General features: G+C 57.2%; 20 protein-coding genes and 1 tRNA gene. 6 read left to right on the forward strand and 15 right to left on the reverse strand.

The window, feature by feature from the left end; translation table 11 throughout:
- Window positions 1-38: 38 nt before the first annotated feature.
- From H6F57_RS09335 to glmM, 13 genes are all read right to left on the reverse strand, one after another.
- Window positions 39-2,357 carry an NACHT domain-containing NTPase gene (locus tag H6F57_RS09335; RefSeq protein ID WP_190625338.1) on the reverse strand — a complete coding sequence of 773 codons (2,319 nt, stop codon included), beginning with the start codon at window positions 2,355-2,357 and terminating at the stop codon, window positions 39-41.
- A gap of 357 nt (window positions 2,358-2,714) precedes the next feature.
- Window positions 2,715-2,787 (reverse strand) — tRNA-Val (locus H6F57_RS09340).
- A 137-nt stretch (window positions 2,788-2,924) separates the two neighbouring features.
- Window positions 2,925-3,188: a hypothetical protein gene (locus tag H6F57_RS09345; RefSeq protein WP_199289544.1), complete on the reverse strand. Its 264-nt coding sequence runs from the start codon at window positions 3,186-3,188 to the stop codon at window positions 2,925-2,927.
- Between the two features lie 15 nt (window positions 3,189-3,203).
- The gene (locus tag H6F57_RS09350; protein ID WP_190625339.1) at window positions 3,204-4,514 is read right to left on the reverse strand and encodes an aminopeptidase P N-terminal domain-containing protein; all 1,311 of its coding nucleotides are present in this window, start codon (window positions 4,512-4,514) and stop codon (window positions 3,204-3,206) included.
- Between the two features lie 128 nt (window positions 4,515-4,642).
- Window positions 4,643-5,410, reverse strand: coding sequence for an MBL fold metallo-hydrolase (locus H6F57_RS09355; protein ID WP_190625340.1), 768 nt, complete (start codon window positions 5,408-5,410; stop codon window positions 4,643-4,645).
- Window positions 5,411-5,733: 323 nt separating this feature from the next.
- Window positions 5,734-7,377 carry a phytoene desaturase family protein gene (gene crtI / locus H6F57_RS09360; protein WP_190625341.1) on the reverse strand — a complete coding sequence of 548 codons (1,644 nt, stop codon included), beginning with the start codon at window positions 7,375-7,377 and terminating at the stop codon, window positions 5,734-5,736.
- A 182-nt stretch (window positions 7,378-7,559) separates the two neighbouring features.
- Complete coding sequence (locus tag H6F57_RS09365; RefSeq protein ID WP_190625342.1) at window positions 7,560-8,165, reverse strand: aminodeoxychorismate/anthranilate synthase component II; 606 nt, start codon at window positions 8,163-8,165, stop codon at window positions 7,560-7,562.
- A gap of 34 nt (window positions 8,166-8,199) precedes the next feature.
- Window positions 8,200-8,664, reverse strand: a complete 465-nt coding sequence (locus H6F57_RS09370; RefSeq protein WP_190625343.1) for a diacylglycerol kinase family protein — start codon at window positions 8,662-8,664, stop codon at window positions 8,200-8,202.
- A gap of 72 nt (window positions 8,665-8,736) precedes the next feature.
- On the reverse strand, window positions 8,737-9,255 hold the full coding sequence (gene ybeY, locus H6F57_RS09375) for an rRNA maturation RNase YbeY (protein ID WP_190625344.1): 519 nt from the start codon (window positions 9,253-9,255) through the stop codon (window positions 8,737-8,739).
- A 3-nt stretch (window positions 9,256-9,258) separates the two neighbouring features.
- The gene (locus tag H6F57_RS09380; RefSeq protein WP_190625345.1) at window positions 9,259-9,453 is read right to left on the reverse strand and encodes a DUF3285 domain-containing protein; all 195 of its coding nucleotides are present in this window, start codon (window positions 9,451-9,453) and stop codon (window positions 9,259-9,261) included.
- Between the two features lie 114 nt (window positions 9,454-9,567).
- Window positions 9,568-10,690 (reverse strand): peptide chain release factor 2 gene (gene prfB / locus H6F57_RS09385; RefSeq protein ID WP_190625382.1). Its coding sequence is split into 2 segments (ribosomal slippage): window positions 9,568-10,617 and window positions 10,619-10,690, totalling 1,122 coding nucleotides; the frame shifts between segments, so codons are not numbered across the junction.
- Window positions 10,691-10,842: 152 nt separating this feature from the next.
- On the reverse strand, window positions 10,843-11,607 hold the full coding sequence (locus H6F57_RS09390) for a hypothetical protein (RefSeq protein ID WP_190625346.1): 765 nt from the start codon (window positions 11,605-11,607) through the stop codon (window positions 10,843-10,845).
- Window positions 11,608-11,834: 227 nt separating this feature from the next.
- The gene (gene glmM, locus H6F57_RS09395; RefSeq protein ID WP_190625347.1) at window positions 11,835-13,307 is read right to left on the reverse strand and encodes a phosphoglucosamine mutase; all 1,473 of its coding nucleotides are present in this window, start codon (window positions 13,305-13,307) and stop codon (window positions 11,835-11,837) included.
- A 91-nt stretch (window positions 13,308-13,398) separates the two neighbouring features.
- Here glmM and H6F57_RS09400 point away from each other — a divergent pair, with 91 nt between their 5' ends.
- The 6 genes from H6F57_RS09400 to cphA all read left to right on the forward strand — a co-directional run bounded on the left by H6F57_RS09400 (window position 13,399) and on the right by cphA (window position 22,353).
- On the forward strand, window positions 13,399-13,863 hold the full coding sequence (locus tag H6F57_RS09400; RefSeq protein ID WP_242024777.1) for a DUF309 domain-containing protein: 465 nt from the start codon (window positions 13,399-13,401) through the stop codon (window positions 13,861-13,863).
- Window positions 13,864-14,262: 399 nt separating this feature from the next.
- Window positions 14,263-15,114: a glycosyltransferase family 2 protein gene (locus tag H6F57_RS09405; RefSeq protein ID WP_190625348.1), complete on the forward strand. Its 852-nt coding sequence runs from the start codon at window positions 14,263-14,265 to the stop codon at window positions 15,112-15,114.
- Window positions 15,115-16,499: 1,385 nt separating this feature from the next.
- Window positions 16,500-17,408, forward strand: coding sequence for a glycosyltransferase family A protein (locus H6F57_RS09410; RefSeq protein ID WP_190625349.1), 909 nt, complete (start codon window positions 16,500-16,502; stop codon window positions 17,406-17,408).
- A gap of 126 nt (window positions 17,409-17,534) precedes the next feature.
- Window positions 17,535-18,701, forward strand: coding sequence for a cysteine desulfurase family protein (locus tag H6F57_RS09415; RefSeq protein ID WP_190625350.1), 1,167 nt, complete (start codon window positions 17,535-17,537; stop codon window positions 18,699-18,701).
- Between the two features lie 20 nt (window positions 18,702-18,721).
- Entirely contained in the window at window positions 18,722-19,465 is a 744-nt protein-coding gene (locus H6F57_RS09420) for a DUF1995 family protein (protein ID WP_190625351.1), read from the forward strand.
- A 197-nt stretch (window positions 19,466-19,662) separates the two neighbouring features.
- Window positions 19,663-22,353 carry a cyanophycin synthetase gene (gene cphA / locus H6F57_RS09425; RefSeq protein ID WP_190625352.1) on the forward strand — a complete coding sequence of 897 codons (2,691 nt, stop codon included), beginning with the start codon at window positions 19,663-19,665 and terminating at the stop codon, window positions 22,351-22,353.
- A gap of 84 nt (window positions 22,354-22,437) precedes the next feature.
- On the opposite strand, the gene H6F57_RS09430 is transcribed toward cphA, so the two are convergent.
- Together H6F57_RS09430 and H6F57_RS09435 are read right to left on the reverse strand one after the other, a co-directional pair.
- Window positions 22,438-23,469, reverse strand: coding sequence for a tetratricopeptide repeat protein (locus H6F57_RS09430; protein ID WP_190625353.1), 1,032 nt, complete (start codon window positions 23,467-23,469; stop codon window positions 22,438-22,440).
- A gap of 34 nt (window positions 23,470-23,503) precedes the next feature.
- Window positions 23,504-24,268, reverse strand: a complete 765-nt coding sequence (locus H6F57_RS09435; RefSeq protein WP_190625354.1) for a sigma-70 family RNA polymerase sigma factor — start codon at window positions 24,266-24,268, stop codon at window positions 23,504-23,506.
- Window positions 24,269-24,337 lie beyond the last annotated feature (69 nt).

Below are 24,337 nucleotides of genomic sequence, written 5' to 3' on the forward strand. Positions count from 1 at the left end.
CTTTTACTGGATGGCTTTTGCGGTGATTTTGTAGCGCCCTACTCTCCTTGCCACTCCCGCTCCTCCAATTCCTTCTGAGGTAGCAGCAGCGTCGCTTCAATCTCTTGGCGAATAGTTTCGGTCACTTCACAGTTGCTGTTCAAACAATCCACCAGCAGCTGGTTGGCGTCGTAGTAGCGCTTTAGCACCTGCTCTTGCTCAGGGCTAAACCGCCAGGGGTGGTGAATATTGCGGTAGTCAATGATCGAACGTTTAATCTGCTCAACCCAGGCCGGGTAGCTGTCTTGCCACCAGGCTTGCAATCGCTCCTGGCTTTGGTGCGCGGCAGGCAGTTGATCCTTCAGCTGCTGAAGTGACTTATAAAATCCGGCATCGAGCACCATGACCAAAATGTTGCTAAGTGCCTCACTACAGGCATGCACATGGGCAAAATCTTGGCTGCGGTCAACAGCAAACTCCACCAGCAGATTTTCTAAGGCGGCATCTAGAAAAATGCCCTGATCGAGGGTGCTAGCCAGGGCAAACTGATCGGCGGTGTGAGGGCTTTGGGCCATGGCCAGATAAAAGGCGCGGGTAGTAGCCAGCTTAGGCTCAGGGGGAACGGTCTGAGATTTTTGGCTGGCCCACATCAAAAAATCTTGCAGGTGGGGGTCTTGGGCCACCAGAGCGTCGATCTCCTGTTTCATCAGCTGCACCAGCGAGTCGGCGCTGCGCAGCATGGCAGCGGTGAGCAAAAACACCTCGTGCCAGTGGGGGTCGGTGATGTGGCTGACCAGTCCTCCTAGCGCCTGCTCCAGCGCCCGCAAGTTGTGGGTGGCAACGATTTTGCGCGCCGTTAGGTATTCTTGAAACGCCAGATACGAGAACGAGAAAATGCCCCGCGCCCGCTCGATCAGTAGCCCGTGCTGAGCCTCGATCGCCTTCAGCATGGCCTCGCTTTCGAGCTGGAGTTCTTCGGGTTCGAGAACGGTGCCTGGCAGGTTTTGCAGGTAGTCTTCGATGTAGTGCTCAATGGTGCGCTGCTCAAAAAAGTACTGCCCCTGCTCAAAGGTGACAGCGGCTAGCTGACTCAGCAGCTTCATTTTTTGGGGCAGCAAAAAGCCTCGATAAATACCGTCGCGCTCCACCCCCTTAGTCTCATCCCATTTGCCCAGCAGCAAGTCGAGACCTTGCTTGTAAAAGGCTGTGCGCTTGGTGGGGAACTGTCCTTCCCCCTGAAACACCCAGCAGGCCATGTGCAAAAATAGGGGCGTCACCACCAGCTGCCGAAATTGCCAGTTTTCGGGCAGATCCAGCTTTTGGACGAACTGGGCGGCCTGGGCCTGGGCCTGGGAAGTAGCGGTTTTACCCAAAGCGACAAACCACTTTTGGGCAAAGGTGGCAATCTGCGCCGGGCTAAAGGGGGCAATTTCTACATCGGTAAAGCCGTGCAGGGCCAGCTTTTGGGCCGCTGTACGGCACGACACCACGTACCGATTGCGGTGGTACTTGTCTGAAAATGTGCGAATCTCTCGAATAACGGCGTTGATATCCTGATTGAGCACCTCATCAATGCCGTCCATCAGCATCAGCACCCGCCCCTCGGTGAGCAGTGTTTCGAGCTGGGCTGGGTCGGCGAGGCCAGCGGTGAGCAGGGTTTGGTGAATGTAGCTGAATAGGCTAAAGTCACCCTGGCGTTTGGTCGCTTCGGCAAACTCCCGCAGCACGATAAATAGGGGCACTTGCTCGGGGGCAAACTCGCCCTGATTACACTGCACGGCCAGGTGCTGCAAAAAGGTGGTTTTGCCCACCCCCGGCTTGCCCAGCACCCGCAACTTGCCGTGGGTTTTAACCGCTTCTACACCAGAAATTTGGGGGTGGTCAACATCCCCTAGCCCCACCCGGTCAAACTCGGTCGGGGCCAAATTGTTTAGCTCAGCAATCTCTAGCCACTGCTGGTTAGCCACGGCTTCAAGAATGTTGACCTCGACATAGATGTCGTCGATGTTGACTGGGTGGCCAATATCGAGCAGTTGCAGAATGCCGCACTGGTGCTGAATCGTGTCGTAGTGCTGCGATCGCACCTCCGCCACCAGTTCATCCACTGTCAGCAGGCGCGGCTCCAGATCCTCCCCCGGTTCTAGAAAGTCGGCGGGCGGGTCGGCAGCAACCTCTCGCCAGTCGAGGTCTAAAATCTGGCAAACCTCCATAAACACCTGGCGATCTACCGGCTGCCCGGTAAAAAATCGCCAGACCGGCTGGCGGGTCTTGAGATTCACCTCTCCGGCTAAATTTTCTTGAGTCCACCCCTTGAGCGCAAACGCGCGCTTAGCTCGCTGAATACCAGCGGGCGAGGCCTTTAGCGATCGCTTGGCCATACCGTAAAAAAAGTATCCTAAATTGTGAATTTAAACGGAATAAAAAGCAGTTGTCGTATATGAAGCTATATGAAGTTAATAGTAGCGCCTTTTCCAGAACGACTAGGCGCAGCAACATCCCATAGCAAATTTGAATCCCAAAACCTCGACCCCTCACCTCTTCCCTAGAGAAGCATTTATCGGTTCGCACGTTAAAAGTCGTGCTGCACAAACTAGTGTCTTCTTGCGCACAACTATGTCCGTTCTAGGCCTAACCCATCGACAGTTTCAAGAAAACTGCCCTGCGCATATCAAAGGTTGCAAACTGACTATAAAAAAGCAGAGCTGATAAGATTATCGGCTCTGCTTTTTCTTGTATGGGCGATACTGGACTCGAACCAGTGACATCCTGCTTGTAAGGCAGGCGCTCTACCAACTGAGCTAATCGCCCGTGCTGCATTCGCAGTTTCATATCTTAGCAGAGGATAGGGGCTATTTTGCGCGATCGCCCCACAAATTTTCTCCAAACTCGCAGGCCTTCTCACCGTCAAACCCACTCACTAAAAGTAGCCTCTGCTTTGTAGGTCCCTAACGCTTACCTTCAAAGTACTGATACCACACCCAGTTGCCCGTCACTGTCACCGCCAGAACGATGCTGCCCCCCACCCAGCCGAGGATAGGATTGTAGCCGCTACGGGCGAGATTAGTCATCCACAGGTGGGTGAGATCGCTGCCCATCAGCCCATCAGCGATCGCTGGAAAGAGATACATCAGAGCTGCTCCCACCAGCAGCCAACCCACCATGGAGACCAGGAGAAAGACCGTTTTTGCAGTTGATTGAGTGCCAATCATAGTTTCACAAATTCCTCAACGTTCCATATCCTTTAGTGCTTTGGGCACCGCAGCGGTCAGAACCTCGCAGCCGGTTTCGTTCACCAGCACGTCGTCTTCGATGCGAATACCAATGCCCCGCCAGCGATCGTCGATCTGGGGCTGCCCTTCTACCGGTTCATAGGTGGGGGAAATGTAGATTCCGGGCTCGACTGTGACCACGTTACCCACCTCAAAGGGCCGCCAGGTTTTATCGGGGTTGCGTAAAATACCTGTGTCGTGAACGTCTAACCCCAAAAAGTGGCCAGTGCCGTGCATAAAGAAGGCTTTGTGCTTCTTCTCTTCAATCAGGGTGTCCACGCTTCCTGCCAGCAAGCCCAGTTCCACCAGCCCCTCGGTAATGGTGCGGGTGGCGGCATCGTGGAACTCATTGAAGGGAGCACCGGGTTTAACGGCCGCGATCGCCCGCAGCTGCGCCTCCAGCACCAGCTCATACAAAATCCGCTGCTCATCGCTAAAGCGCCCTCCCACCGGGAAGGTGCGGGTGATGTCGGCGTTGTAGTAGTCGTAGGCGCAGCCCGCGTCGATTAGCAACAGGTCACCCTCCTGCATCTGGCAGTTGTTCTCGACGTAGTGCAGAATGCAGGCGTTTGCCCCCGAGGCCACAATCGACGTGTAAGCCGGCCCCATCGCCCCTTCTAGGCGAAAGATGTGCTCCATCTCGGCCTGAATTTCGTACTCAAATCGACCAGGGCGGGTAATGTCGCGGGCGTGGTTGTGGGCTTTGGCGGCGATCGCAATCGCCCTTCTCAGCAAATCCAGCTCTTCTGTCGACTTCACCCGCCGCAGGGTCTGCATCATCAGGGTGGCGTCTTCAATCGCCACCGGGCCGGTGCCGCGTTTGTAGTAGGTGGCCAGCAGCCGCTGCCAGTGGCGCATCACCTTGTCATTCAAGGCTTGGTCATGGCCAAAGTGGTAGTAGAGGCGAGCGGCCTTTTCCAAATACTTGGGCAAGTGCTCATCCAGTTCACCAATGGGGTAGACCTCATCGGCCCCAAAGCGCTCCTTGGCCAGATCTACCCCCACCCGGTAGCCCGACCAGGTTTCTTTTTCAGGATCCTTAGGCCGCACAAACAGCACAAACTTGTGCTCGTCGTGGTGGGGAGCCAGCACGGCCACCGCACCCGGCTCGTTAAACCCCGTCAGGTAGTAAAAATTGCTGTCCTGGCGAAAGGGGTAGTCTACGTCGTTGTGCATCACCGCCGGTGGGGCGCTGGCAAAAACGGCCGTGCCGCCACCAATGAGGTCCATTGCACGCTGACGACGGTGGGCGTAGGAGGAAGTCATAGCGAAGGGAAATTGGGTTAGATGGTGGCGAGACGGGTTGCTTCTGTAAATGCTAAGAGATATTAGCGTTCACCGCAGAGATCCGTGCTTTGGGCCTGTGCTCTGGGCCTGTGCCTTGGAGGCAGAGGCTAAGCTCTGGGATATTGGTAAACCTGAATCCGCATTCCCTGGCTAGGCAGGTCGTTGGGGCGCAGGCTCAAAGAACCGTTGGTGGCCCGAGTCACTGGAGTGCCCTGCATCAGGCTTAAAAACTCATCCACAGGAGAAAGCTCGCAGCTTTCGCCAGCCACAGTTGTCAAATAGTGAGTCGGAATGGCAATTTTAGGCTTCAGCACCTGCACGGCCTGCACCGCCTCAGCAGGGGTGTAGGCTTTGGGGCCACCACCCACGGGCACGAGCATGATATCCGGGCGGCCCAGCAAGATCTGCTCCTCCACCCCCAGCGGTGCAGCGGCTCCGCCCATGTGGACAATGGTGACGCCACCTTGAGTCCACTTCCAGATGGTGTTATTGCCAAAGCGCCGCCCACCCTGGCGATCGTGGGGGGTAAGAATGCCTTGCACCCTCAGGTTTTCAAAGTCGTAGATGCCGGGGTCGGTGAGCACGCGGGGTTCGTTGGGTAGGTCATCCAGATAGCCTTCGTCAAACAGGCGGCTGCTAATCATCACCAGATCGGCGGGCACGGCTGGGGAGGGGAAGCCGGCGGTGCAGCCAATGGGGCGAAAGGGGTTGACCAAAATGCGTCGCCCGCCGCCAGTAAAGAGAAAGGCTGTATGGCCTAGGCTGCGGATCGTAACACCTGTGCTTTGAGCCTGGGCTGCGGAGCCGACTAGCCCTAGCCCTAGGGTGGCCCCCAACCCTGCCCCTGCATAACCCAGTAGTTGTCGCCGTTTCATTGCGCTCTTACTCCCACACAGTACGTATAGCTTTGGCTAGCCTAGTTTAGACCGCAAACCGCCAGTTTATTGCCCCATTTTGAGCCAGCCATGGAACTGGACGTACCAATTTTGAATTGGCGATTCTAAAGCTGGTTATGCCCAGCCACCAATAGGGGACAAGCGCCAAGGGCGCAGCCCTGCCTACAAGGCCCCAAACACTGGGCAGTCCCCAGTCCAGTTGTGGACTGCAATGCACCGCCTATGGTATAGGGCAGCTCGATTAGAATAGGCACGCCGTAGCAGGAGTTGGTGGGCAGTGCTCACCCTACATCAGCCCTGCGCTATCGAACGCTTAGCTCGGGGCTGGCTTTACCGCTGACGACATCGTCCGCCACACCGTAGTCCTCGGCTACCAGCCGTGCCGTCATTTTGGCCGACATCATCACGCTGGGGGTACCCGCGCCGGGTTGGGTGCCAGCACCTACTAAGTAGAGGCCGTTGATGTCTTCGCTGCGGTTGTGAGGCCGGAAGAAGGCTGACTGCACCAGCAGGGGCTCAAGACCAAAGGCATTGCCCGCGTAGGCGTCAAGAGTATTTTCAAAGTAGTCGGGGGTGATGTAGCTGTGACACACCAGCCGCTCTCTCAGGTTGGGCAGGTAGCCGCGCTCGTCGAGAAAGTCAAAGACGATGTCTTTGAGGCGATCGCCCATCTCGTTCCAGTCAATCCCAGACTTGTTGTTAGGCATCGGCAGCAAGGTGTAGGCGGCGTGATGTCCGGGCGGAGCCAAGGAGGGATCGGTCAGGCTGGGCAGGTGCAGGTACTGAGAGAAATCTTTGGGGAAAATCTTGCGGCCAAAGATATCTTTCAGCAACTCTTCGTAGCGGGGGCCAAGGATGATCGTGTGGTGGCGCAGTTTCTCGGTTTCGTTGCCGTCGGCCTTAAAGCCAAAGTAGATCACAAACACCGACATCGACTGCTGAGACAGCTTCACCCGCAGGTCGCTGTTCCAGAAGCGGTACTGGGGTTCGATCAGCTTGCCGTAGGTGGTGGCCCAATCGGCATTCGACACTACGACGTCGGCAGTCATCGTCAAGCCGTCGCCCAGAGTGACACCCGTAGCTACCTTTTTGCCGTCCTTGCGGGTGACGTTGATTTTGCTGACCGGCGCGTTATATCTGATTTTGCCGCCCAGATCCTCAAACTTTTTCACGAAGCCCTGCACCAGTGCCCCCGTGCCACCCATAGCAAAGTGAATGCCCCAAGTCTTTTCGACGAAGTGGATCATGGCGTAGATGGCAGGCACCGACAGGGGGTTGCCGCCCACCAGCAGCGGCTCAAAGGTGAAGACCTGGCGCAGCTTGTCGCTCTTAAAGTAGCGGCTGCTAAAGCGAAACAGGTTGCGCACGGCGTCGAGCTTGAGCAGGTCGGGGGCCACCTTGAGCATGGTGCCGACATCGCCAAAGTGGGTGTAGCCTAGCTCTAAAAAGCCCCGTTCAAAGATGGCGCGTGACTGCTCATGGAAGCGCTCATAGCCCTCCAGGTCGCCGGGTTCGCCTAGCTCTAGAATTTGCCGACGGGTGTTGGCTTCGTCGCCGTCGTAGTCGAAGAATGTTCCGTCGTCGAAGTAGATGCGGTAGAAGGGCAGAATCGGAACGATCTGCACGTAGCGGCTGGTGTTGGGACCACCCGAAACCCCTTCTTTGATGCGCTTATTCTCATCGACGATGGTGGAGGGGAAGTCTTCGGTGGTGAGGTCAGCGCGATCGCGCTCTAGCGAAAACAGCTCTTCGATAAAGTGAGGCACCGTGATCACCGTTGGCCCCATGTCGAAGGTAAAGCCCTGCTCGCGGCGCACGTAGGCCCGACCGCCAGGGGCATCTAGCGCCTCGACGATAGTGGTGTCAAACCCCAGACTTTGCAGGCGAATACCCATGGATAGCCCGCCGACCCCAGCCCCAATCACGATCGCCTGCTTCCGGCCCATGCTCGACTCCTGAGAGATCTGTTACAAACGTTAATAACTTGTCTGTATTCTACTACTGCTGGTCAACCTCGCGCTGCAAACAGGCGGGCCACCTCGCAAGCAAATCCCGGTAGCAGGTCTGAGGTAATTGTGTCTTGAGTTAAAAGGGGTAGGCTAAATGAGCTAACCTAAACGAGCCCGCCTTAAGCTGCAACAGGTACGGGCAGGGTCATCAAAAAGTTCCGCAGGATTTGCAGGCCTGACTCGGTGAGAATGCTCTCTGGGTGAAATTGTACCCCTTGCAGGTGCGGGTAGTCGCGGTGCTGCACGCCCATAATGGTGCCATCTTCGACCCAGGCGGTAATCTCAAGTGCCTCGGGGCAGGTGGGGCGATCGATCACTAGGCTGTGGTAGCGGGTAGCCTGAAACGGATTCTCTAGACCGGCAAAAACACCTTGGCCGGTGTGGAAGACGGGAGAGGTTTTGCCGTGCATGAGTTCGGCCGCTCGCACCACGTTGCCGCCAAACACCTGACCGATGCTCTGGTGGCCCAGACATACACCGAGGACAGGCACAGCGGGGCCAAGCTTTTCGATGATCTCCAGCGAAACTCCTGAGTCAGCAGGGGTGCCGGGGCCGGGGGAAATGACGATGCCGTCGGGATTGAGAGCCATGATCTCGTCCACGGTAATTTCGTCGTTGCGAAACACGCACAGGTCGCCCGCCACCGGTAGCTCAGCCCCCAGTTCACCCAGATATTGCACCAGGTTGTAGGTGAAGCTGTCGTAGTTGTCGATGACCAAAATCATGGGTGCAGGCAGAGTGGGGTTTAGAAAGCTGAGGCTAAAAAAACTGGGGTTGCAGAAGCTGCCACAGCGGCGGCAGCAGCAGGCAGGCAGCCACCGACACCGAGATCAGCGCTGAAATCAGCACGGCGGCGGCGGCGCAGTCTTTGGCGATCTTAGCGAGTTCGTGGTAGGTCTGCTCGACAGCGAGATCGACCACCGACTCTAAGGCGGTGTTGACTAGCTCCATGGTGAGCACAATGCCGCAGGTGAGGATGATGACCGCCACTTCTACTGGGGCAAGGCTGAGGGCGATCGCCAAACTCACCGCAAAGCTACCTACCACCACGTGAATGCGAAAGTTACGCTGGGTGCGAAAGGCGTAAGACACTCCCTGCCAGGCATAGCTGAAGCTCACAAGCAGATTGGTGGCTACCTTCCAGGAGAGCGAGCGGTCTACCGGGCTGAGGTTAGCATCAGGCACCGACACCGCTGTCTCAGATTTTTCGCTATAGAGGGTCATAGATAACTACTTATAGAAGCCATTGGGCGATATGCCCCTATACCGTACCGTGGAGGACGAATCAGGGCTAATCTAGCCTACTTCTTCAGACTTTAACCCAGCGGCGGTAAGCAATTCGCTTTGTTTGTCCAGCATTTCTACCAGACTTGGGTCATCGGGGTGATCCCAGCCCAGCAGGTGCAAAAATCCGTGGGCGGCTAGCCAGGCCGTTTCCCAACGCAAAGAGTGGCCTGCTTCTATCGCTTGGCGAGCGGCGGTGTCTAGGGAAATAATAATGTCGCCCAAATAAAGGGGCTCTGTCGTTAAAATTTCGTCTATTTGAGGAAAATCGGTTTCGAGCGCGGCAAAGGAAAGTACGTCGGTGGGCTGGTCGAGCTGGCGAAACTGGTGGTTGAGGGCGGCGATCGCCCCATCGGTCGTGAGTTTGAGCGATAGCTCGTAGGCCCCAATGGGCGAGCCCTCCAGGGCCATCTGCTGGCCCCACTGGGTGAACCAAGTCTCCCACTCGTCGGCCGATATCACCTCAGCCTCGGGATGCTCTGGATCTAGGGCCACCTCTAAGGTGGGCACAGGGAAAGTAGTTGCAACCATAGGTTAACGGGTCAGGTAGGCTAGACCCACCAGCAGGCTCAGCAGAGCAGTCACGGTCAGCGAGAAGTGAAACAGCGACTTGCCGCCCTTCTTCACCATGTTGCGCATGGCCAGTTTGACAAAACTGGGGGGCGCTTCAGCAGGGGCTGAAGGCGAGGGCGTGGCAGTCGGGTCCAGGGTAGGCGGGTCTTGACTCATAAAAGATTGTCACAGTGCAGATAGTTTTAATGTACCGGGTTTTCTGGGCGGGTAGCGGGGGGCACTGTTGGCGGGCGCTCCGGTTACTGACTTCATCAGATTACGCCCCACGCCCTAGGCCGTCTGCTCTTGTAGCACCTGATTCTCCTGGCGCAGATAGGCTTGGATAAAAGCTTCAAGTTCCCCAGCCATTACGTCGTCGATCGCCGTGGTCTCAACCCCAGTGCGCAGATCTTTGACCAGCTGATAGGGATGAAATACGTAGTTGCGAATCTGCGCGCCCCAGCTAGCTTCGACCATATCGCCGCGAATTTCAGCGATCGCTTTGGCCTGCTGTTCTTGAGCAATAATCAGCAGCTTGGCCTTGAGGATAATCATGGCCTTTTCGCGGTTTTGCAGCTGCGATCGCTCCTGGGTGCAGCGCACTGAAATTCCCGTAGGCAAGTGGGTAATGCGCACTGCCGTCTCCACCTTGTTGACGTTTTGGCCGCCGGCTCCACCCGATCGCGAGGTCTTGATTTCCAGGTCTTTTTCGGGGATGTCTAGCTCGATATTCTGGTCAAGAATCGGCATGATCTCCACCCCAGCAAAGCTGGTCTGACGCTTGCCGTTGGCGTTAAACGGCGAAATTCGCACTAGGCGGTGGGTACCTTTTTCGGACTTGAGGTAGCCGTAGGCGTAGCGCCCGGTAATCTCCAGGGTGGCTGACTTGAGTCCGGCCTCTTCACCATCGGATATTTCCACCAGGTGCACCTGGTAGCCCTGACGCTCAGCCCAGCGGGTATACATGCGCAGTAGCATCTCAGCCCAGTCTTGGGCATCGGTGCCCCCCGCCCCAGCATTGAGCGTGAGCACCGCTCCTTTCTTATCGTAGGGGCCAGAGAGCAACTGCTGAAGCTCCCACTGATCGAGCTCCTGGCTGAGGCCGGTGACGGTGGCCTGAGCTTCTTGAAAAAGAGATTCGTCCTGATCCTCTTGCAGCAGCTCAAGGATGGCGACGGTGTCGTCGAGACTACTTTGCCAGGTGGTGAGCTGGCTGAGGTTGGCCTTATAGTCGCTCAGCTCCTGCAGGGTGTCTTGGGCCTTGCTCTGGTCATCCCAAAACTCTGGCTGAGCGGCGACCTGCTCTAGGTCTTGAATGCGGGCTTCGAGGGCAGGAATGTCAAAGATACTCCTGAGTTTTACCCAGGCGATTGGTGAGTTCGTCAAGCTCGCGCTTGAGGTCGGTAGTGTCGATCATGAAAGTGAGGGTGTTTCTGGCTTGGGAAATCACTATAGCGAATCTTGGGGGTTAGAAATGTAGGGATGGGTGAGGGGATGGATGGAGGAAGAGGAATTTTGGATACTGTTTTTACGCTTCATATTCCATCACCCACTACTTTCGATTCTCTAGGCTGCTTTGAAGAAGCGAATGATTTCGCGCACGTGCTCTAGAAACTGGCCGTCGGCGCTGAGCTGGGCGATCGCCTGCTGTCCTTCCAAGGCTAACCGCTGGTGCTCTGCCTGGTTGGTCGCCACCAGCGTCGTGACCTCGGTGGCGAGCACAGTGAGATCCTGCCGCAGGGCCTGGCGCTGGCGCTGCTCGGTGGCGGCCCAAGAGGCGGGGTCGACGGTATCGAGCTGGGTGGTGAGCTCCTCTAGCTTGGTTTCGGCCTGGGTGAGGCGATCGCGCAGCCACACCACATCTTCGTGGGGGTACTTAAACTGCTGCTGAATGGCGGCAATGCGGGCGGCAAAATACTGGTAGGTGCGGACGGCAGGGCGCAGGCCGCTGAGCAACAGGGCGGCGGCTGAGCCCCAGTAGCCGAGCTGGCTGACGCCCGTGCTGGAGAGCAGATAGAGGCCCAGAGCGGTAAGCAGGTGCAGACCGAGGATAAGCCGTAGGGACCAGCGGGCCAGCGATCGCACGTAGTCAATCTGGCGATCGTCCACCGCAATGCCGTTTTCTGCTGACAGGGTCGCTTCGCTCAGCGCCCCCTTGGCCTCAAAGTAGATATTCCAGGGCACGGTGGTAATCGTTAGCAGCCAGCCAAAGCTGGCCAAGCCCACAACCCAGTCAGCAAAGTTGCCCACGGGGATTTGCCACCACTGGGCCAGGCCAAAAATGCCTAGCAAAAGTACCACCAACACCAGGCTGAAAAAGCTCGCCACCATGGCTAGGCTCCAAACGCAATTAAGGGGCAGATCGGTTGAGGAAACATCCCCCGTCGATCTGCCCCTATGGTGGCCGCTGCACTTTGGCTAAGCGTGGCTGCTATACCGGTTTTTCAGCTGTTCCTAGCTAGTTCTGGGATTAGGTGATTTTTGAGGAACGTCTAGCCCTGTTACTTGCACAGATTCAGAATCCCTAGGTTTTTCCAAAGCCTAGGGATTCTGAGTGGCTACACCGCTAAATGCTGACTTACCACCTGCACAATGTGCTGGGTCCAGCGATCGACGAGGCCCGCGTCTGCGGCCTCGACCATGACTCGAATGACCGGCTCGGTGCCGGAGGGTCGCACCAGCACCCGACCCGCGTCACCCATGGCTTGCTCGGCGGCGACCACGGCCTGGCAAACGGGGGCGCAGTCTTGCCAGTTGAGGCGGCGATCGCGATCGGCCACCATCACATTCTGAAGCTTCTGCGGATAGGTTTGGAAGCTGTCATCTACCAGGGCCGCCAGGGAGCCACCCAGTGTCTGTACTAGGGTTGCCAGATGCAGAGCGGTGAGAATGCCGTCGCCGGTCAGGCTGTAGTGGTGACAGAGAATGTGGCCCGACTGTTCGCCCCCGAGCTTGGCCCCCCGGCGAACCATTTCACTATAGACATGTTGATCGCCGACTTGGGTACGCACCAGGGTGCCACCCAGCTTTTCCCAGGCGCGCTCAAAGCCCAGATTGGCCATCACCGTAGAAATCAGGGTGTCGTTGGGCAGTTGACCCTGCTCTTGCAGCCGCTTGCCCCAGAGATAGAGAATGTAGTCGCCATCGACCACGCGGCCCTGGGCATCCACCGCCATCACCCGGTCGGCATCGCCGTCGAAGGCAAAACCCAGGTCAGCTCCGTGGGCTTGAATAGCGGCCTTTAAAGGCTCCAGGTGAGTCGAGCCACAGTCGACGTTGATGCGATCGCCGTCGGGGACACCGTGCAGGGCAATCACCTCAGCCCCAGCCTCTACAAAGACCTGCTCAGCTAAGCGAGTGGCAGAGCCCCAGGCCATGTCGAGCACCACCTTCATGCCCGCCAAATCGAGGCCGGGCAGCAGGGGCTCGTGCAGGAAGCTGGCGTAGCGGTTGACTAGCTCAGGGCGGTAATAGCACTGCCCCCAGCTAGACCCAGCGGCGATCGCCGTGGCCTGACCCCGCAGGGCCGCTTCAATGGTGGCCTGCACATGGCTAGATAACTTAGTGCCGTCTCCGCCAAAAAACTTAATGCCGTTGTCTGCCGGCGGGTTGTGGCTAGCCGAGATCATAATGCCGCCCAGGGCCTGGCACGACTCAGCCAGGTAAGCCACAGCTGGGGTTGGGCAGAGCCCAATGTGCCACACATCTAGCCCTGCCGAGGTTAACCCAGCGGAGAGGGCGGTAGCCAGCATGTGGCCAGAGGTGCGAGAGTCTTGGCCCAGAATAATTGGCCCGTCGGTCAAGCCCTGCGCCTGCATGATCTGCCCAGCCCAGTAGCCAATTTCCATGGCTAGGGGAGCATTTAACAGCTCCCCTGCTTTGCCGCGAATGCCGTCAGTACCAAACAGAGGACCGGCGGGAAGTTGTAGGCCGCTCAATCCCTTCAGCGATCGCTCGACAACGGCCTCAGTATCAATGAGTTGCTGGCTGACAGGTACCGTGCCCGTCGGCCTCACCGGAGAACTTACCATGTTAATTTTCCTCACACCTCACACTCACAGTGGAGGATAACACCTCTGCCTTAGGATGGAACTATCCCTTTAGGCCAGTTCCCCCATAGTTATGGCCATCGATATGCCTAGCGATAGTGTTGATCCCCGCCTAGAGGAAGGTGTTGCCCTGTTTAACCAAGGCGAGTACTACGCCTGCCACGATGTGCTCGAAGCCATTTGGATGGAGGCCAACACCCTCGAAAAGCCGTTTTATCAAGGCATTTTGCAAATTGCGGTGGGGCTCTATCACCTGGGCAACCACAACTGGCAAGGGGCCAGCATTTTGCTAGGGGAAGGAACAAACCGCCTGCGCCCCTTTGAACCCACCCACGGGGGCGTAGATGTGGAGCGCCTGGTTGACTGTGGTTGGGCTTGGTTAACCGCCCTGCAACAGAGTGGCCGTGAGCGAGTGGCTGACGTAGCAGCGGCGGCGCTCCAGGCCCAGGGAGAGCCAGCGGCGGGGGTTGACCCGAAGGCCGTAGTGGCGATCGCTGGAGTCGAGCACCACTTGCCAGCACTACACATATCGGCGTAGCCCCAGTCGTTTTTAAGCGACACAATTAGCAGAACCGTCCTGAAGGATGCAATTGTGTGCCGAATTTTACAGTAATGTACCTCCAGACAATCCTATTGGATCCCTTAGTGCGCTCTGTCTTTGCACGCTGCCGCCATAGAGCCGCTATCAAGTCCTGAGACTATGTCCGTCTGTATTAGCTACGTCTGTCTATTTATAGAATTTCTTTTATAAAATCTCTTGTTTTTGGAAGGCGGGGTTTATACACTGGCGGGGCATTGCGAGTCGAGTCCCGCCCTGGCGGTTCGCTCTAGCTCCCTAAACAGAGAACTTAGCCAAACGGCCCAAGTCAGTAACCACGAAGCACTGCGATCGCGGATTGTCTACCCATCCTGAATCGTTACAATCTGAATCGTCACAATGCAAATCAGCGTTATCATCCCCTGCTTCAATGCCGCGTCGGTGATTGAGCAGCAGCTAGAGGCTCTAGCCAAGCAAACCGTCGCCCCCTACGAAGTAATCGTGGTCGACAACAACTCTACCGACAACAGCCGCGCTGTGGCTGAGCAATACTGCGATCGCCTGCCATGGTTCAAGGTCATTGATGCTGCCGAGGTTCAGGGTGCTTCCCACGCCCGCAATGTGGGCGCCAAAGCCGCCACCAGCGACTATTTAGCCTTCTGCGATGCCGATGACATCGTCGGTGAGGGGTGGATTGAGGCCATGGGACAAGCCTTTGCCAGCCATAGTTTTCTAGCCTGCCGCCTCGACTACGAAAAACTCAACAACGATACAACCAACACCTCGCAAACCGACGGCCTGCAAAACTTTAGAACGCCCTTTTATCCCTTTGCCGGGGGTTGCGGGTTGGCCATTCGCAAAGACATTCACGCAGCGGTGGGCGGGTTCGACGAAACCATTCCTCACTTAGAAGACGCTGATTACTGCATTCGTGTGCAGATGGCCGGTTATCCCCTGGTGTTTGTGCCTGACGCGGTGATGCACTATCGCTACGCCACAGACACCGAACAGCCCTTTTTAGAGGCCCGCCGAGCGACTTACCGCAAAGCCCACAACTGGGGCTATGGATTAGCCACCCTTTACCTGCGCTATCGCGATCAGGGCATGCAGTTGCACGGGCTACCGCCACGCCTGGTGCTAATTCCGCTGTGGGGGCTGCGAGTGTTAGGGACTGGGTTAAAGTCCCACAACAGCATCTGGCGCTTAGGTTGGCACATGGGCGTGGTCAATCGGCTGCTGGCTGGGTCGTAGCTCGATGCCCCAGGAAGCCTGGCTCTGCTCGTCAGGAAGCGGTTCTAGAGCATGGCGTAGTGAATAGACCTTGCCCCTACTTTTAAGCTGAAGCCCAGCTTCTAGATAAAAGAGCTTTTTACATAGTTCTGCAAAAGATATTACTACGTTGGACTTTACGGAATCATTACTACAGGCTCTTTCACTTCATATAATCTTTACGAGAGAATACAAGTACTGACGTTATTCTTTTACACAAATGCAATCATCTCCTGAGTTAGTAGAGAAAACGCATGTCTCACGTTTCGCCTGCCTCTAGCTTGATTAGTCCCCCATAACGGCTTGTGTTCCCCAGCGTCCACGGGCAATAACGAGGTTCCGGCGTGTTTGATGCCGAGTTTTGTTATTGAGAAACTTAAGTTGCCTGCATTAACAGGGCTATCTAGCATAAGGAGCAAGTACGTCGTGAACATCGCCACACTTTCATTTCGAGCCTTTTCACTACTAAGTCCCCCCTAAAGAATACTGAGCGCTTAAATGCTCTTGGCCTAAGCTTGATTTTTCCAGGAAATCAAGTGAATGCTTTAGAGTTATGTTTGGATTTAATCGAAATCTAGACGATAGATATTTTGGGCAAAAGCATCAGGCTTTAAAGCTTGAGGATGTCCTGCTCACGCTATCTCTAAAAACTCATCAGACGTTTCAGAAGATTATTAAATCATTTCTTCCAAAAAAAGCCTCTACCTAAGAGCATCTATTGATTCGAGCTTAGGTTGTCAGCGAAGTTTGATTTAATTAATTAGAAAGAAAAAGCATCCAGTGAGCCAAGAAAAGTCGTGTGGTGGATCAAAAAACTGCCATATAGGATTCTCCTAAAATAGCTTTTCCAGAGCTGGCACGTTTACTAAATCGAGTGCTTGAAAATGTTATCCTTTCCCCTTAAAATACAGAATTTTTGCCGACACTGAAAGGGAAAGGTGATTTTTAATGGTCTAGGCAGGACTTTTTTACTGCTCCATAGTGTGTTCAATAGAATTCGTTCCGCTACCACGGAGATGTATCTAAAATCAGGATATTGGAAGCAAGGTATTACATTCGACTCTTTAGAGAAAGCTGAAATGCATATGTTTCTTATCTTGAATCGAAGAAATTGTTTACTTTTGTCAACAGTCAACGACTCCTAAAATAACAGGGAGAATAAAATCCATCTTTTGGTTGATGTGACTGTTAGCGTATGGCATGAGATCATGCTTATTAATCTATTCAAGTGAATAATCCGGTTTAGTTAGTTAATAAGATTTGCTGACTATCACTCTAGCTGAAACATGCTGGGGATATAGAGCGACAAACTCTAAATGGGGAGCACCAGATCGCAGGTTATCTGTAGTATATTTTGAGTCGTCATCATGAAGATAAGCGTTGTTATTCCCTGTCTTAATTCTGAAGCGGTAATTGCTCAGCAGCTTGAGGCTTTGGCCAAGCAAACCGTAACTCCCTACGAAGTGATTGTGGCCGACAATGGCTCCACCGATAACACCCTTGCCGTGGTTGAGCAATATCGCGATCGCCTACCACGCCTAAAAGTGATTGATGCCGCCAGGGTTCGGGGCGCTTCCCACGCCCGCAACAGCGGGGCCAAGGCCGCCGCCAGCAACTACCTGGCCTTCTGCGATGCCGATGATGTCGTCGATCAGGGGTGGCTTGAGGCGTTAGAGCAAGCCTTTGCCAGCCATGGTTTTCTAGCCGGACGCATTGATAACGAAATGCTCAATCCGGGCGCTGTCAACACTCCTCAAAACCAGGGTCTGCACAACTTTAGAACGCCCTTTTATCCCTTTGCTGGGGGCGCCGTGTTAGCGATCCGCAAAGATATTCACGAGTCAGTGGGCGGGTTTGATGAAATGATTCCCCACCTAGAAGACGCCGACTACTGCATTCGCGTGCAAATGGCCGGTCACTCCTTGACCTATGTGCCCGAGGCGGTGGTGCATTACCGCCACGGTAATGGCACTGAGCAGTCGTTTGTGGAGGCCCGCCAGGCAACCTATCGCAAAGCCTACAACTGGGGCTACGGCCTCGCTACCCTCTATCTGCGCTACCGCGATCAGGGTATGCAGCTCCATGGGCTAGCGCCGCGCGTAGTACTCATTCCGCTGTGGGGGCTGCGGGTTTTAGGAACTGGGTTAAAGTCCCACAACAGCGTCTGGCGCTTAGGTTGGCACATGGGCGTAGTTAACCGCTTACTCAGCACCGCCGAGGTACCCAGTCCCCCCGTGGTTGCCCCGTTGGCGGTAGCTCTGGCGACCAAGTCATAGGGCCGTGGCACCTCAGTCAAAAGTGGGTCGTAGCTGGCATAGTTTTGTTTGCCCGTCAGGGATAGCGCTCCCTGCTAGGATGGACTTTGTGCCCGAGGGGTGCGCTGTTCTCTTGTCGAGCCCGCTATGCAGATTTATTTAGATTACAGCGCTACCACGCCCCCTCGTCAGGAGGCGATCGCGGCTATGGAGGCCGCCATGTCCGAGCAGTGGGGCAATCCCTCAAGTCTGCACCACTGGGGTAACCAAGCCGCCACTGTTTTAGAGCAGGCGCGCTTGCAGGTGGCCTTGCTGCTCAACGCTGATATCAACTCGGTGGTCTTTACGGCGGGGGGCACCGAGGCCGATAATCTAGCGCTGCTAGGGGTGGCCAGGCGTTACCGGGTGCCCCAGCACATAATTATTTCGTCGGTGGAGCATTCTGCCATTGAGCAGCCAGCTCAGCACCTTGAGCAGCTGGGCTGGCAGGTGACCCGGCTGGCGGTGGATGCTCAGGGGCAGGTGAGCCCGGCAGATCTGCGCCAGGCCCTGCGCGACAATACCGTGCTGGTGTCTATTATTTACGGCCAGAGCGAGGTGGGCACCCTGCAACCCATTGAGGTGCTGGGGCAGATAGCCCGTGACCACGGCGCGCTGTTTCACACCGATGCGGTGCAGGTGGCGGGGCGGCTGCCCATTGATGTGCAAACTCTGCCGGTCGATCTGCTGTCGATCTCTAGCCACAAGATCTATGGCCCCCAGGGGGCTGGGGCGCTGTATGTGCGCCCCAGAGTTGAGCTAGAGCCGCTGCTAGGCGGGGGCGGCCAGGAGTTTGGCCTGCGATCGGGCACCCAGGCAGTGCCGGTGCTGGCTGGGTTTGGAGCGGCGGCAGCCCTGGCGGCGGCAGAAATGCCTAGGGAAACCCTGCGGCTGATGGGGCTACGCGATCGCCTCTTTGAGCAGCTGGCCAATATGGTTGAGCTAGCGCCCACAGGCGATCGCCGCCACCGGTTGCCCCACCACGTTAGCTTTTGCATCACCGTCGCCGATGGCGATCGCGTCAGCGGCCGCACCCTGGTGCGCGAGATGAATCTGGCGGGCATTGGCATTAGCGCCGGGTCAGCCTGCCACAGCGGCCAGATCAGCCCCAGCCCGGTGCTGCTGGCCATGGGCTATGGCGATCGCGCGGCCCGCTGCGGCATTCGCCTCAGCCTGGGGCGGCACACCACCGCCGCCGACATCGACTGGACAGCGATGGTGCTGCGTCAGGTGCTCCAGCGCACCCTCATCCCTTTGACCTTATCTCCGGTGTAGAGCCTGCTATGGATAGTGCTATGGATTCTGTAACAACTACGGGTGTTCCGGCCAGTCTCGAAGACGCGATCGCCCAGGCTCGAATAGCCACCCAGGCTGCCATCCAGGCGGGGGTGCCTCGGATGGTGGTCGAGCTGGCCTACTCCGAGCTGAAGGGCATGCCCGTGGCCCAGCAGTTTTACCCCGCCCTGCAAGAGCTGGGCCTGAGCTTCAAAATATATTTTCCCGACGCTGGGGCGGCGGCTCTGGCTCGCCGCGACTGGGGCAACCCTGAGTTTGTGGTGCGTGCCATTGGCGAGCTCCACAGCGAGATGGAGCCGGGTGACCAGGCCTACCTGTTTGTAGAACCCTCGTCGCTCGAAGTCAATCAGGTCGAAGAGATGTGTGCCCAGGCGGGCGATGCCTTTGTGATCATGCTCAACCCCAAGCTTGAAGACGTGGCCACCATCGGCATTGGCTATGCTGGGAGGCAGCTGCGCGATCGCTTCCTCAGCACCCTGGAGTCGATCTATTACTTGCGGCCCATGGAGGGTGCCGTGCTGTTGCGCTGCTACCCCAACCCCTGGCAGGTATGGCAAGAGACCGACGCCGGTTATGAGCTGCTGGCTGAATTGCCCCAAAAGCCCTCCAGCGAAGCGATCGATCGCATTTTGATGGGCGAGGCCACCGCCGACTCCAGCGAGCCAGGCGCGGCGGCCCCAAAGGGCAAACGAGGTGGTTTTCTAAACGAACTCCAAGGATTCATTCGCGCCCTGACCCAGTAGACTGGCGACAGAAGTCAGCTACGGCGGGCATTGTTGCCAAATTATTCCCCCGGTTGCCACCAAGATCGTGCCTCGGGGATACTGTCTTGGGTCCTGAGGTGGGGTTATACTGCACTACACCCCGGCCCGATCATCCCTGCCGATCGGCGCTGCTCTCAGGCCAACCCTGTTCCACGACTGGTGAGTTACGACAGCCCATGCGAATTCTCAAAACCCAGACTCTACGAGGGCCAAACTACTGGAGCATCCGCTATCCCAATCTGATACTGATGCGGCTGGACTTAGAAGACCTTGCCGACCGCCCCTCCGACCAGATTCCTGGGTTTTACGAAGCGCTGGTAGAAACGCTCCCTAGCTTGATCGAGCACTTTTGTTCTCCAGGACACCGGGGCGGTTTCTTGAGTCGGGTGCGCCAGGGCACCTACATGGGCCACATTGTTGAGCATGTTGCCCTTGAGCTGCAAACCATGGCCGGCATGCCCGTTGGCTTTGGTCGCACCCGCAGCGTGGTCGAAACCGGGGTGTATCAGGTGGTGTTTGAGTACCAAAACGAGCAGGCCGGACGCTATGCCGCCCGCGCAGCTGTGCGCCTGTGCAACAGCCTGATCGAAACTGGTCACTACTCTAAGACAGAGCTGGAACAAGACCTGGCCGACCTCGCCGAGTTTCGCCTCGACGCGGCCCTCGGCCCCAGCACCGAAGCCATTGTGCGCGCCGCCGAAATTCAAGACATTCCCTGGATGCAGCTCTCCACCCGAGCGATGATTCAGCTCGGCTACGGCCGCTACCAGCAGCGGGTGCAGGCCACCCTGAGCAGCAAGACCAGCATTTTGGCGGTAGAGCTGGCGTCCGACAAAGAGGGCACCAAGCAAATCCTGCGCAACGCCGGAGTTCCCGTGCCTCGGGGCACCGTGATCAACTATCTCGATGAGCTTGAGAATGCGATCGAGGCTGTGGGCGGCTACCCCATTGTGATTAAGCCCCTCGACGGCAACCACGGGCGCGGCATTACCATCGACATCGACACCTTTGAAGCCGCAGAAGAAGCCTACGAAGCAGCCAGAGAGGTTTCCAGTGGCGTGATTGTCGAACGCTTTTATCAGGGCCGCGACCACCGCGTGCTGGTGATCAACGGCCGGGTAATTGCGGTAGCTGAGCGAGTGCCCGCCCACGTGGTTGGCGACGGTAAATCAACCATCGAGCAGCTGATCGACATCACTAACCAAGACCCCCGCCGCGGGGTAGGCCACGACAACCTGTTGACCCGCATTGAGGTCGATCGCACCACCTGGCAGCTGCTCGATCGCAAGGGCTACACCCTCGACACCGTGCTGCCCGCGGGCGAAATGTGCTACCTGAGAGCCACCGCCAACCTCAGCACTGGCGGTATCGCCATCGATCGCACCGACGATATTCACCCCGACAACATTTGGGTGGCCCAGCGCATCGCCAAAACCATCGGGCTCGATATTGCCGGCATTGACGTGGTCACCACCGACATCTCTAAGCCCCTGCGCGAGGTAGACGGGGTGATTGTAGAGGTCAACGCCGCTCCCGGACTGCGTATGCACGTGTGCCCCAGCGTCGGCATCGCCCGCAACGTGGCCGAGCCGATTTTGGCCATGCTGTTTCCGCCGGGTCAGCCTGCCCGCATTCCAGTAGTGGCAATTACGGGTACTAACGGTAAAACCACCACCACCCGCCTCACCGCCCACATTTTCAAGCAAACCGGACAGATGGTGGGCTTCACCACCACCGACGGCATCTACATCGGCGACAACATGGTAGAGCCCGGTGACACCACCGGCCCCCAAAGCGCCCAGGTAATCTTGCAGGATCCGACCGTGGAGGTAGCAGTGCTGGAGACGGCGCGGGGCGGAATTCTGCGATCGGGTCTAGCCTTCAAAGACTGTGACATTGGCATGGTGCTCAACGTTGCCGCCGACCACATGGGCCTAGGCGATATCGAAACCCTAGAAGACATGGCTCACCTCAAGGGCGTAGTGGCCGAAACTGTGCGGCCTAGTGGCTACGCGGTGCTCAACGCCGACGATCCGCTGGTGGCGGCGATGGCCCAAAAGGTGAAGAGCCAGGTGGCCTACTTCTCCATGGATCCCCACAATGAGCTGGTGCGCAAGCATTCCCAGCAGGGGGGCTTGGCCGCCGTCTACGAGCAGGGCTATCTATCCATTCTCAAGGGCGACTGGCTGTTGCGCATTGAGCAGGCTGACAAGGTGCCCCTGACCATGGGCGGCAAGGCACCCTTCCAAATCGCCAACGCTCTGGCGGCCAGTTTGGCGGCCTTTGCCCAGGGGGTTGACATCGGCTATATTCGTCAGGCTCTGCACACCTTTGAGGCCTCCACTGATCAAACCCCAGGCCGCATGAACCTGTTTAACCTGGGCCGGTTCCACGCCCTGGTCGACTATGCCCACAACCCGGCTAGCTACGAAGCCCTGGGCGGCTTTGTGAAAAACTGGCCGGGCAAGCGCATTGGCGTGGTCGGTGGCCCCGGCGATCGCCGCGACGATGACTTCATCAGCCTCGGCAAGCTAGCGGCCCAGATGTTTGACGACATCGTGGTTAAAGAGGACGACGACACCCGGGGTCGGGGTCGGGGTGACGCCGCCAAGTGGATCATCCACGGCATCGAAGAAGGGGTTGGCCATGCCAGCTACCGCATCATTCTCGACGAAACCGAGGCGATTAACACTGCTCTAGATGGCGCTGAGGATGACAGCCTGGTGGTGATTTTGCCCGAAACTGTGACCCGAGCGATCGCCTTAATCAAAGCCCGCAACCCTCTGCCTGCGGTGAACCCAGAGTTAAACGGTGTCGCTGAGCTAAGGACTGCCCCCTTCGACCAATACGCTCAGGTGCATCCCTAGACGATGGGCGACTAGCCTCTCACACTCGAAAGGGCTTCCCCAGATTTTGGGGAAGCCCTTTCGAGTAACTGGTGTAGCAGCAGGCTAAAACTCCAGCAGTCGGTTGATGAACTCAGCCTCTAGAGACTTTTGCTGGAGATCGCGCGCGATTTGTAAACCCAACGCAAAGGCCTGCTCGGCTCGGGCTTCATCCCCCGTCAGCATGTAATAGTCACCCAAGGCTCGATAGCTAAGGGCGGTTTGCAGATTGGGCGGCACAGTGCCCAGAGTAAGGGCAGCACGCCGGTCGAGATAGGCCTTGGCCTGCACCAGATCGTCCCGCTCTAGGTAAATGCCGATTAGACCGTCGAGGGCACGAATTTGCAGATTGCGATCGCCCGCCTCAACCCCGGCCCGCAGCCCTACTCGATAAGCGCCAATGGCGTTGGACTCGCGTCCTAGGGCCACATAGACATCCCCCAGGCTGTTGGACGAGTGGGCCTCACCTACGTAGTCGCTGGCCAAAATGCGGTAGTTGGTGGCGGCTTCGAGCAGTTGTACTGCCACATCTAAGTCACCCCGCTGGGCCGCCACCTGGCCCAGGTTGCTGAGGGAGATGCCGATCGCCCGCGAATCGTCTGTGGTGCGGGCGATTTGCAGGGCCTCCTGAAAGTGAGCCTGCCCCTCGTTCAGTCGGCCCTGGTTGATGTAGAGATTGCCCAAGTTGTTGAGGCCGTAAACCTGCCCGAGCAGGTCGTCGTTGTCGCGGGCGGTGCCGATGCGCAGCACAAACGCTCGCTCGGCCTCGGGGTAACGGTCTAGGGTAGCGAAGGCTGCCCCCATAGAACCGTAAGCCCGCCCTGCCGACTGACCGTCGCCCAGTAGGCGATAGATCTCGGCCGCCTCGGCCCAAGAATCTACGGCCTGGGTGAGATTGCCCTCAGCCAGCTGCTGGTTGCCCAGCTGCATCCAGCCGTCAGCCACATCCCGCGACTCTCCCTGGGTCGCGCTATTGGGTCGCAGATCAAGCTGTTCTTCCAGGTTGGCGGCTGGGGCAGCCTGCCCAACCAGCAGCATTAGACCTAGCGCCAGGCCCAGTTTGCCGACGTGCTTCTTACCGATGTGCTTCATTGCCATTGCCCCTCCCCAGGACTCCCGTTGCGGGTCAAAATTAGTTGGCCCATTCGTTGCCAAAGTCCCCAGTGGTGCTTACTAGATTAGCCTCTCCTAGACTCACTCCCTCCAAATCGGGAACGGTTAGCAAACCATCGAGGTCGTCGGGGAGAGGTTCGGGGCGCAGCGACGCATCGCCCAGGTAAATCTGGCGAATATCCTCAGGCAGGGCCAACTCTAGGTGCTGAAAGGCCTGCCCCAGCTTTTGGCGCACATCAGCCGCTGTCAGGGCTTCTCCCTCAGCCTGAAGATAGGCAGCAATGCGGTTCTCGCTCCAGCGAAAGGTCAGGGCCATGACCGCTACTAGTCGCTCTACCGGAGGCAGGCGATCGAGGGCCTGCTCAACGTAACACCAGAGGGGAGGCGTAGCCTGGTCAAGAGAGTAGTGGATAGTCTCGACCTCGGGCACCACTGCTTGGTTGATGCACAGGGCGGTGATATTGATCAGCCAGTTCTGTAGGGTAAATGCGCCTGGCCCTTCGCCCGCCACCGCCTCAGGGCATTCAACCCCGCCCAGCTCAAGGAGAATGTGCCGCCAAGTCAGGGCAAACAGGTATTCGGCCTGCACGGGCGATCGCGCCGAGTGGCGAATCAGGCTATAGACCATGGGGCTATAGCGACAAAAAATTGCCGTAAAGTAGCGCCCTGCATCGCCGTGGCGTTGAAATAGCTGCACCAGCTCGCGATCGCTCAAATGGTGCAGCGACTGCACCAGCCTGTGGTCGCACTCAGGAAAGTTAGGAATAGGTGCTGGGCTAGACATAGTTTGAGCCGTGGAGAACGTTGACCAAAGCCACCCCCAGATCTGCGATCGCTACTGAATCAGGCTGCG

Source organism: Leptolyngbya sp. FACHB-60 (genome assembly GCF_014695775.1).
Taxonomy (GTDB): domain Bacteria; phylum Cyanobacteriota; class Cyanobacteriia; order Phormidesmidales; family Phormidesmidaceae; genus Nodosilinea.